The organism is Stenotrophomonas sp. YIM B13575 (assembly GCF_042787595.1).
Taxonomy (GTDB): Bacteria; Pseudomonadota; Gammaproteobacteria; order Xanthomonadales; family Xanthomonadaceae; genus Stenotrophomonas; species Stenotrophomonas lactitubi_B.
In genome coordinates this window covers 1-2,263 of sequence record NZ_JBHZOP010000228.1, presented here as the reverse complement: position 1 = coordinate 2,263, position 2,263 = coordinate 1, and the positions used below count along the sequence as shown (strand labels likewise).

The window sequence follows — 2,263 nt, the reverse complement described above, 5'->3', positions numbered from 1 at the left end:
TGACGTCAGTGCGTGCGTACATCCAGAGGCTGCCGGCCAGCGGCCGGCACTACCGTGCCCGTCTGCAGGAAGGGCCGAAGCTCCTCCTGCAAACACAGTTGCTACAGGGACGTATTCACGGCGTCCCCCGCAACCGGACCCGCCCCGCCATCCCTCAGTAGCCCAGCTTTTGACGTTGACGTTGACGTTGATTCTGCGGGTGCAGGGCTGCAAGCCCTGCAGAAAACCCCACCCCCTACCAAGGTAGGGCGGCCCGCGCGCCAACGCCGGACTATGCTCGAAGCCATGACTTTGTCTGGGAGGGCTGCGTCATGAACTACGAGGAAACCTACCGCCGTTCGATCGACGAGCCGGAGGCATTCTGGGGCGAGGAAGCCAAGCGCATCCATTGGCACAAACCGCCGCAACAGGTGCTCGACTACAGCAACCCGCCGTTCCGGCGCTGGTTCGTCGGTGGCGAAACCAATCTCTGCTACAACGCCGTCGACCGGCATCTGGCCGACCGCCCGGACCAGCTCGCACTGGTCGCCATCTCCACCGAAACCAACAGCACCCGCGAAGTCACCTATCGCCAGCTGTATCGCGAAGTGAACGACTTCGCCGCCGTGCTGAAACACCTTGGTGTCGGCCACGGCGACCGCGTGGTGATCTACATGCCGAACATGGCCGAGGCCGTGTTCGCCATGCTTGCCTGTGCACGTATCGGTGCGGTGCACTCGGTGGTGTTCGGTGGCTTCGCCGCACACAACCTCGCGCTGCGCATCGACGATGCCAAGCCGAAGCTGCTGATCGCCGCCGATGCCGGCATGCGTGGCGGCAAGCTCATTCCGTACAAGGCGATGGTCGATGCTGCCTGCGCCGAAGCCAGCCATCCGCCGCCGCATGTGCTGATCGTGTCGCGCGGGCTGGATCCGGCCGAGCCCCGCATCGAAGGGCGTGATGTCGAGTACGCCAGCCTGCGTGCGCAGATCGGGCAGACCGATGTGCCGGTGCAATGGCTGGAGTCGAGCGAGCCCAGCTACCTTCTGTACACCTCCGGCACCACCGGCAAGCCGAAGGGCGTGCAGCGCGATGTCGGTGGCTATGCGGTGGCGATGGCGCAGTCGATGCAGACCGTGTTCGACTGCAAGCCGGGGCAGGTGATGTTCTCCACCTCCGACGTCGGCTGGGCCGTGGGCCATTCCTACAACGTATATGGCCCGCTGATCGGCGGCTGCACCTCGCTGCTGTACGAAGGGTTGCCGACCAACCCCGATCCGGGCATCTGGTGGGCGCTGTGCGAGCAGTACAACGTACGCACGATGTTCTCTTCGCCGACGGCGATCCGCGTGCTGAAGAAGCACGATGCCGATTTCATCCATCGGCACGACCTGGATGCGTTGAAGTATCTGTTCCTGGCCGGCGAGCCGCTGGACGAGCCGACCGCGCACTGGATCAGCGACGCGCTGGGCAAGCCGATCATCGACAACTACTGGCAGACCGAAACCGGCTGGCCGGCGCTGACACTGCTGCCAGGCCTGGACATGAAACCGGTGCGTTTCGGCTCGCCGGGTTTCCCCAATCTCGGCTATCGGATGAAGGTGATCGACGAGAACACCGGTGAAGAAGTGGCGGCCGGGCAGAAGGGTGTGCTGGTGATGACGCCGCCGTTGCCGCCGGGCTGCATGAGCACGGTCTGGAATGACGACAGCCGCTTCCTGCAGAGCTACTTCAGCCACTTCAAGGAACTGCTGTACAGCTCGCTGGACTGGGCCATCCGCGATGACGATGGCTATACCTTCATCCTGGGCCGCACCGACGATGTGATCAACGTGGCTGGCCATCGCCTGGGCACGCGTGAGATCGAAGAGGCAATCTCCAGTCACCCGCGCGTGGCCGAGGCCGCGGTGATCGGAGTGAAGGACGAACTGAAGGGGCAGGTGCCGCTGGTGTTCGTGACGCTCAAGCAGGGCCTTGATGGCGAAGACCCGGCGGCGGTGGTGGCCGAGATGATGGCCACGGTGACCGCGTCGCTGGGCGCGGTGGCGCGGCCGGCGCACGTGCACGTGGTCAACGCCCTGCCCAAGACCCGTTCGGGCAAGCTGCTGCGGCGTTCGCTGCAGGCATTGGCCGAGCAGCGCGATCCGGGCGATCTGTCGACGCTGGACGACCCGGGTGCGCTGGAAGAGATTCGCCGCGCGCTGGGCCGTTGACCCGGTCCTGTAGCGCCGAGCCCATGCTCGGCTGCCCGGGTCAGGCACACTCAGCCGGGCATGGGCTCGGC

At 65.3% G+C, this 2,263-nt stretch carries 1 protein-coding gene; it reads left to right on the top strand.

Features of this window, described 5'->3' with window-relative positions; translation table 11 throughout:
* The first annotated feature begins 311 nt into the window (after window positions 1-311).
* The gene (gene prpE / locus ACFX4F_RS21395; RefSeq protein WP_099819145.1) at window positions 312-2,192 is read left to right on the top strand and encodes a propionate--CoA ligase; all 1,881 of its coding nucleotides are present in this window, start codon (window positions 312-314) and stop codon (window positions 2,190-2,192) included.
* The last annotated feature ends 71 nt before the right edge of the window (window positions 2,193-2,263 follow it).

Coding starts and splice junctions, on each gene's coding strand:
- prpE (WP_099819145.1), top strand. CDS start 312: ATGAACTACGAGGAAACCTACCGCCGTTCGATCGACGAGCCGGAGGCA.